The sequence below is a fragment of the Actinosynnema sp. NPDC023658 genome, from assembly GCF_040639995.1.
GTDB lineage: Bacteria > Actinomycetota > Actinomycetes > Mycobacteriales > Pseudonocardiaceae > Actinosynnema.
Window position 1 is genome coordinate 821 of record NZ_JBFAAX010000283.1, and the last position, 6796, is coordinate 7616.

General features: G+C 72.3%; 7 protein-coding genes and 1 pseudogene. 6 read left to right on the forward strand and 2 right to left on the reverse strand.

The window, feature by feature from the left end:
* On the forward strand, window positions 1–543 hold a 543-nt coding region (locus AB0G02_RS23865), incomplete at its 5' end, for an extracellular solute-binding protein (RefSeq protein WP_360797683.1).
* Between the two features lie 411 nt (window positions 544–954).
* On the opposite strand, the gene AB0G02_RS23870 is transcribed toward AB0G02_RS23865, so the two are convergent.
* Window positions 955–1752 carry a hypothetical protein gene (locus tag AB0G02_RS23870; RefSeq protein ID WP_360797684.1) on the reverse strand — a complete coding sequence of 266 codons (798 nt, stop codon included), beginning with the start codon at window positions 1750–1752 and terminating at the stop codon, window positions 955–957.
* Between the two features lie 62 nt (window positions 1753–1814).
* On the opposite strand from AB0G02_RS23870, the gene AB0G02_RS23875 reads away from it, so the two are divergent.
* Entirely contained in the window at window positions 1815–2324 is a 510-nt protein-coding gene (locus tag AB0G02_RS23875; protein WP_360797685.1) for a DUF2087 domain-containing protein, read from the forward strand.
* Between the two features lie 107 nt (window positions 2325–2431).
* Here the strand turns inward: AB0G02_RS23875 and AB0G02_RS23880 are convergent, their stop codons facing one another.
* On the reverse strand, window positions 2432–3247 hold the full coding sequence (locus AB0G02_RS23880; protein WP_360797686.1) for an aldo/keto reductase: 816 nt from the start codon (window positions 3245–3247) through the stop codon (window positions 2432–2434).
* Window positions 3248–3339: 92 nt separating this feature from the next.
* Here AB0G02_RS23880 and AB0G02_RS23885 point away from each other — a divergent pair, with 92 nt between their 5' ends.
* The 4 genes and pseudogenes from AB0G02_RS23885 to AB0G02_RS23900 all read left to right on the forward strand — a co-directional run.
* Window positions 3340–3843 carry a winged helix-turn-helix domain-containing protein gene (locus AB0G02_RS23885; protein WP_360797687.1) on the forward strand — a complete coding sequence of 168 codons (504 nt, stop codon included), beginning with the start codon at window positions 3340–3342 and terminating at the stop codon, window positions 3841–3843.
* Window positions 3844–3961: 118 nt separating this feature from the next.
* Entirely contained in the window at window positions 3962–4888 is a 927-nt protein-coding gene (locus AB0G02_RS23890; RefSeq protein ID WP_360797688.1) for an NAD-dependent epimerase/dehydratase family protein, read from the forward strand.
* Between the two features lie 74 nt (window positions 4889–4962).
* On the forward strand, window positions 4963–6606 hold the full coding sequence (locus AB0G02_RS23895) for a carbamoyltransferase C-terminal domain-containing protein (protein ID WP_360797689.1): 1644 nt from the start codon (window positions 4963–4965) through the stop codon (window positions 6604–6606).
* Window positions 6603–6796 (forward strand): annotated as a pseudogene (locus AB0G02_RS23900) (transferase); the annotation flags it as partial. The gene AB0G02_RS23895 and the pseudogene AB0G02_RS23900, both read left to right, overlap by 4 nt.

The following is a 6796-nucleotide window of genomic DNA, read 5'->3' on the forward strand; positions in this document are numbered from 1 at the left end:
CTGGTGAACACCGACCACAGCGCACCGGCGGAGGCGCTGGGCTGGACCGACGCCGACGCGCGGCAGCGGTTCGCCGAGGGCCGGTGCGCCATGGCCATCACCGGTCCCGACTCGATCCCCGCGCTGAACCAGGCCGGGCTGGACTGGGCGTCGGCGCCGCTGCCGGACGGCGCCACGGGTCCGGCCGGTCAGCTCGGCGGCGAGACGTGGGTGATCGGTCGCAACGGGCGGGTCGACCGGGCGTGGGACGTGCTGACCTGGCTCGCGGAGCACCCCGACAACGCGACCGAGTTCGGCGGCGGCCTGAACGCGCTGCCCAACCGCACCGACACCGTGGACGCCCTGACCTGGCAGTGGGACCCCAACGTGCTCGGCTTCACCGCCCAGCTGCGGTCGGCGCGGACCCGCACGGCCTACGGCGCGAAGTACCCGGAGGTCTCGCGCGTCCTGTCCACCGCGGCGACCCGGGTGCTGACCGGGGAACGCCGCCCCGATCAGGCGACCGCCGAGGCCAGGACGGAGATCGACCGGCTGCTGCGGTGAGCCGCCCGGACGGGCGTGGACCGACGATGACACCCGAATAGACCGTAATGCCGCACCGCCTTGGGCGATATGCCCCATAGGGGGAAGCCGCCGAGCTGCACGGATGAGGCCGAATGGCGGCGGGTAACCCGGAGCCATGCGGATCGAGGCGATGGTGAGACAGCGGCGGACGCGGAACAAGGCCGGGCCGAAGGACGACGACGAGGGCGGCACACCGTCCTTCAGCCGAGCCCAGTTCCTCGCGCTCCTGGTGGGGTTGGTGCAGATCGTGCTCGCCTCCATCCCGTTCCTGCCCATGGGCGAGGGCGCCGCCCACACCCTCTACGTGTGCACGGGCCTGGCCGGTGTCGTGCTCTCCTGGCGGCACAACCACGCCCGGTGCTACGGCGTGCTCCTCCTGCTGCTCTACGGTCAGCTGTTCATCAACGACGCCGACGACACCACCGTCCTGGGCCTGCCCACGTGGGAGACCCTGGCGTACGGGCGGGCCGCGGTGGCCGGCGTGGTCATCGCGCTGATCCCGGCGTTCAAGCGCCGGTAGTCGCCCGCGGTCATCGTGCCGTCCGGGTGGAACCGCAGCTTGTCGTCACCGCTGCGGGCGATCGACTCGAACATCGCGCGGTCGGACTTGGTGGTCGGCCGCCAGTACATGTGGGCGCCGTGGGTGACGCCCATGTCCATCGACATCATCGTCGCCACCGCCCGGTCGTAGCGGCGGCGGCTCAGGTCGGTGCCGCCGGAGGCGCGGATGTCGAACACGTCGTGGTCACCGGTGAGGGGCCGCAACCGCCCGTCCCGGTCGAAACCGTGCACGACACCGTCCCGCACGAGGTACTCGCCACGTCGTTCGAACAGCTCCATCTTGTCGCGCAACGCCTCGAACTCGACGCGCCGCTGCTCGTACCGGCGCAACAGCCGGTCGGTGAGGTCGGCACCCGGTAACTCCGGCCGGAAGTAGCCGACCAGGCCCCGGTTGCGGCGGGCGGCGCCCAACCGGACGTCGAGGTCGTTGATGGTCTTGGCCTTCACCGCCTCCGGTTTGGGCAGCGCGCCCTCGCGCAACCACGCCACCGCGTGCGGGTTCGTCGCCCGCACGTCGATGACGAGGTCCTGCTCGGCGGCCACCTGCTGGAACTTGCGGGCGTTCTCGGTCGGCATGCCGAAAACCGGCTCCACCGACGCCAGGGGGAAGAGGTGATCAGTGCGCACGGCTATTAAGGTCCGCCCGAAATGGGCGTGCACCAGACCGCCGGCTTCGGTTAGCTCGAAGCGTGACCCCTGATTCACTGATCGGACTGCTGGCCGAACCCGAGCGGTTGCGAGTGGCGGCCGCGTTGGTCCTGGGCGCCCGCACGACTGCGGACATCGCCGCGGCGACCGGGATGGACGCTCGGCGGATCGAGAACTCGTTGCGCCGACTGCGCTCGGCGGGACTCGTCGTGACCGACGGGTCCGGCTTGCGACTGCGTGAGGAGCTGTTCAAGGAGGCCACCCGGGTCGAACAGGCGAACCGGGCCCCGGAGGACCCGTTCGTGCGGGATGGGCGGCTGGTGAAGCTCCCCGCGCAGCGCGGACGCAGGCGGGCCGTGCTCGAACAGGTGAGCACCGCGTTCGAGCCGGGTAGACGGTACCCCGAGCGGGACGTGGTGGAGGTGCTGAAGCGGTGGTGCGAGGGCGGCGAGGTCGACCACGTGACCGTGCGCCGGTACCTCGTGGACGAAGAGCTGCTCAGCCGGGACGCCGGCGTGTACTGGAGGACCGGCGGCCCGGTGAGCATCTGACCCGGTGGAGGTCGGACGGCCGTGCCGCCGGTCGTCCCCTCAGGGGCGGGGCGGTCAGGTCGTCCGACCGTCCGGTGGTCGGGTCTTCCGGTGGTCGATCCGGTCGGTCAGCCGAACGTGTCGGGGTCGGGCCCGGTGCGCTCGCCCCGGTCGAGCTCCGCGATGCGGCCCATGTCCTCACCGTCCAACTCGAAGTCGAACAGGGCGAAGTTCTCCGCGATCCGGCTCGGCGTCACTGACTTGGGGATCACGACGTTGTCCAGCTGCACGTGCCAGCGCAGCACGACCTGCGCCGGGGTGCGGCCGTGCTTGGCGGCGAGGTCCGTGATGACCGGGTCGGCCAGCAGCGCGCCCTGCGCCAGCGGGCTCCACGCCTCGGTCACGACGCCGTGCTGGGCGTGGAAGGCGCGCAGCTCCGCCTGCTGCAACCAGGGGTGCAGCTCGACCTGGTTGATCGCGGGCACCGCGCCGGTGGCCTCCACGATGCGCTCCAGGTGCGCGGGCTGGAAGTTGGACACGCCGATGGCCCGGACCCGCCCGTCGGCGTGCAGCTTGCCCAGCGCGCGCCAGCTGTCGACGTACCGGTCCTGCTTCGGCGCGGGCCAGTGCACCAGGTACAGGTCCACCTGGTCGAGGCCGAGCCGCCCGGCGCTCGCGTCGAACGCGCGCAACGCCTCGTCGTAGCCCTGGTCGGAGTTCCACAGCTTGGTGGTCACGAACAGCTCGTCGCGCGGGATCGACGAGTCGGCGAGGGCCCGGCCGACCGGTTCCTCGTTGCGGTAGGCGGCGGCCGTGTCGATGCTGCGGTAGCCGACCCGCAACGCCTCGGTGACCGCGGCGTGCGTGTCCTCATAGGACACCTGGAAGACACCGAAACCGAGCTGTGGCATGGTGACGCCGTTGTTCAGGGTGATGGTCCTCATGGCCTCATTCTGCCCGCTGTCAACGGCTCCCACGGGTTGGGAGGTGTTGACGGGCGTCACGCCCCGCTGGTCCGATCGACACCGTGACGGCGATGCGCGAGGTGGCCGGCGTGGAGCGGGCGGACGTCGAGGTGACGGTCGTGATCCGGATCTCCGCCCCAGGCCCCCGGGTGGTGGACGCGGCGGGGCGGCTGGCCGAGGCGCTGCGGTCGGCGCTGGCCCTGCCCGGCGCGGACGTGGTGGTGTCGAACGTGGTCGACCTGCCGGTGCCGCGGGTCGACCCTGAGCTGCGGATCCTGGTCGACTCGCGCCGGGTGCTGCTCCGGGGCGTGCCGGTGGCGCTGACCAGGCTGGAGTTCGACCTGCTGCACCACCTGTGCGCGAACCCTCACCGGGTGCACCGGCGCACCGCGCTGATGACCGACGTGTGGCGTGCGCGGAGCGTGGTGGACACCCGAACGGTGGATGTGCACGTGCGGCGCCTCCGGCACAAGCTGGGTGACGCGGCGTCGATCATCACCACCGTGCGCGGTGTCGGGTACCGGCTGGACCACGCGGGCGAGGTCGTGGTGGAGCGGGGCGCGGTGCTCCGCTGATCCCCCTCGGGTGACCGACGCCCGCCGCGTGACCCGATCGGCCCATTCGTCACGCGTACCCGCGGCAGTACCCCGGGAAGTGGTGGTTACTCCTCAAATCCCCGGGTAGGCCCGACTCATGGGATTCGAACGAGCGGTGGTGACGGGCGGGGCCGGGTTCCTCGGCTCCCACGTGTGCGAAGCGCTGCTCAAGCGCGGCACGCGGGTGGTGTGCGTGGACGACTTCCGCACCGGGTCGCCGGCCAACCTGCCGGACGACCCCAAGCTGGGCGTGGTGGTCGCGGACGTGGTGAAGCCGCTCGACCTGCTCGGTGAGGTCGACCTGGTGATGCACCTGGCCTGCCCCGCGTCGCCGGTGGACTACCTGCGGATGCCCGTCGACACCCTCAAGATCGGCGGCTTCGGCACGCTGCACGCGCTGGAACTGGCGCGGCGCAAGAACGCACGGCTCGTCGTCGCCTCCACCAGCGAGGTGTACGGCGACCCGTTGGAGCACCCGCAGCGGGAGACGTACTGGGGCAACGTGAACCCGATCGGCCCGCGCAGCGTGTACGACGAGGCCAAGCGGTTCGGTGAGGCGATGACCTGCGCGTTCCGCCAGGAGTACGGCGTGGACGCGGGCATCGTGCGGATCTTCAACACCTACGGCGCGCGGATGCGCCCGGACGACGGTCGGATGATCCCCACGTTCGTGCGGCAGGCCCGCGCCGGCGAACCGCTGACCGTGCACGGCGACGGCACCCAGACCCGCTCGCTGTGCCACGTGGACGACCTGGTGCGCGGCCTGCTGTCGATGGCGGAGAGCGACCACCCGGGCCCGGTGAACCTCGGCAACCCCGAGGAGGTCACCGTGCTGGAGGTCGCGCGGAAGGTCGTCGAGCTGACCGGCAGCACGTCCACGATCGAGCACGTCGACGCCATGGTCGACGACCCGCGCCGGCGGCGCCCGGACATCTCGCTGGCGCGCGAGGTGCTGGGCTGGCAGCCCGAGATCGGCTTGGACGAGGGCCTGCGGCGCTCGTTTGACCGGCAACTCGTCGGGTAGTCGGACGACACCGGTCCGCCACGGACCCGCCCGTCGGGCTGTCCACACAGGAGCAGGAGCGAAAGGGGAACGCCGTGCGCGTGCTCGGAATCAACGCGATCTTCCACGACCCCGCCGCCGCCCTCGTGGTGGACGGTCGGGTGGTGGCCGCCGCCGAGGAGGAACGCTTCTCCCGGCGCAAGCACGGCAAGCGGCCGGTGCCCTTCTCCGCGTGGGAGCAGCCCGAGCAGGCGGCGCGGTGGTGCCTGGAGCACGCCGGGTTGACGCCGGCCGACCTCGACGCCGTCGCCTACTCCTACGACCCCGACCTGGTCGAGCCGAGCGACGTGCCGTGGGAGGACCTGCGCACCGAGTACGCCCGCCGCGCGCCGTACTTCCTGGCCACCGCGCTGCCCGGGTTGGACCCGGCGATCGTGCGGTTCGTGCCGCACCACGTCGCGCACGCCGCGTCGTCGGCCCTGGCGGCCCCGTTCGGCGGCGACTGCGCGGTGCTGGTCAACGACGGTCGCGGCGAGTGCCGCTCGCACCTGGCGGGCAGCTACCGCGGTCACCGGTTGGAGACGCTGGCCGCGCAGCACCTGCCGCACTCGCTCGGCCTGTTCTACGAGGACCTGACCGAGCACCTGGGCTTCCTGCGCTCCAGCGACGAGTACAAGGTGATGGCGCTCGCGTCCTACGCCGAGCCCAAGCACCTGGACCTGCTGCGCGAGCACGTCCGCGCGACCGAGGACGGCGGCTTCCACATCACCCCGCTGGACTGGGCGACGCTGGCCAAGCGCCGCGACCCGGACGGCGAGATGACCCGCGAGCACGCCGAGCTGGCGGCCAGCGTGCAGGTGCGGGTCGAAGAGGTCCTGCTGGACCTCGTGCGGTGGCTGCACGAGCGGACCGGGCAGAAGCGGCTGACCATGGCGGGCGGTGTGGCGCTCAACTGCGTGGCGAACACGCGGATCTTCGCCGAGGGCCCGTTCGACGAGGTGTGGGTGCAGCCGGCGGCGGGTGACGCGGGCACCGCGCTGGGCGCGGCGCTCCAGGTCGTGGCCGACGCGGGTGAGCCGGCCGCCGCGATCCCGGGCGCGGACCTGGGCCGGTCGTGGACCGACGACCAGGTCGAGGAGTACCTGCGCACCGCCAAGGTCGTCTACGAGGAGCCGGACGACGTGGCCGTCGCGGTGGCCGAGGCGCTGGCCGACGACCAGGTGGTGGCGTGGTTCCAGGGCCGCAGCGAGTACGGGCCGCGGGCGTTGGGCCGCCGCTCGCTGCTGGCGCACCCCGGCAAGGCGGAGAACCTCGAACGGCTCAACAACGTCAAGGGCCGGGAGCAGTTCCGGCCGATCGCGCCGATGGTGCTGGCCGACCGCGCGGCCGAGCTGTTCGAGCGCGGACCGCTGCCCAGCCCGTACATGCTGTTCGTGCACGACGTGCGGCCGGAGTGGCGTGACCGGGTCCCGGCGGTCGTGCACGTGGACGGCACCGCGCGGGTGCAGACCGTCGACCCGGCGACCGAACCGCTGATGGCCCGGGTGATCAGCGAGTTCGACCGGCTCACGGGCGTGCCCGTGGTGGTGAACACCAGCCTGAACACGGCCGGGCGGCCGATGGTGGACGACCCGCGCGACGCGCTGGAGTGCTTCGGCTCGGCGCCGGTGGACCTGCTGGCCATCGGCCGGTTCGTGGTGCGGCGCCCGCGCGACCCCCGAGCCGCGGAGCAGCGATGAGCGTCGACTACGCGGTGGTCATCCCCACCGTGGGCCGCGACAGCCTGCGCGTGGTGCTCGACGCGTTGGAGCGCGGTGAGGGTCCTCCGCCGCGCGAGGTCATCGTGGTGGACGACCGGCCGGACCCCGGGCCGCTGCCGCCGACGCACTCGGCGCGCGTGCTGCGCACCGGTGGTCGTGGCCCCGCCGC

Bases quoted from the DNA above. Each gene is read 5' to 3' on its own strand.
- AB0G02_RS23880 (WP_360797686.1), bottom strand. From the start codon at position 3,247: ATGAGGACCATCACCCTGAACAACGGCGTCACCATGCCACAGCTCGGT.
- AB0G02_RS23885 (WP_360797687.1), top strand. From the start codon at position 3,340: ATGCGCGAGGTGGCCGGCGTGGAGCGGGCGGACGTCGAGGTGACGGTC.
- AB0G02_RS23890 (WP_360797688.1), top strand. From the start codon at position 3,962: ATGGGATTCGAACGAGCGGTGGTGACGGGCGGGGCCGGGTTCCTCGGC.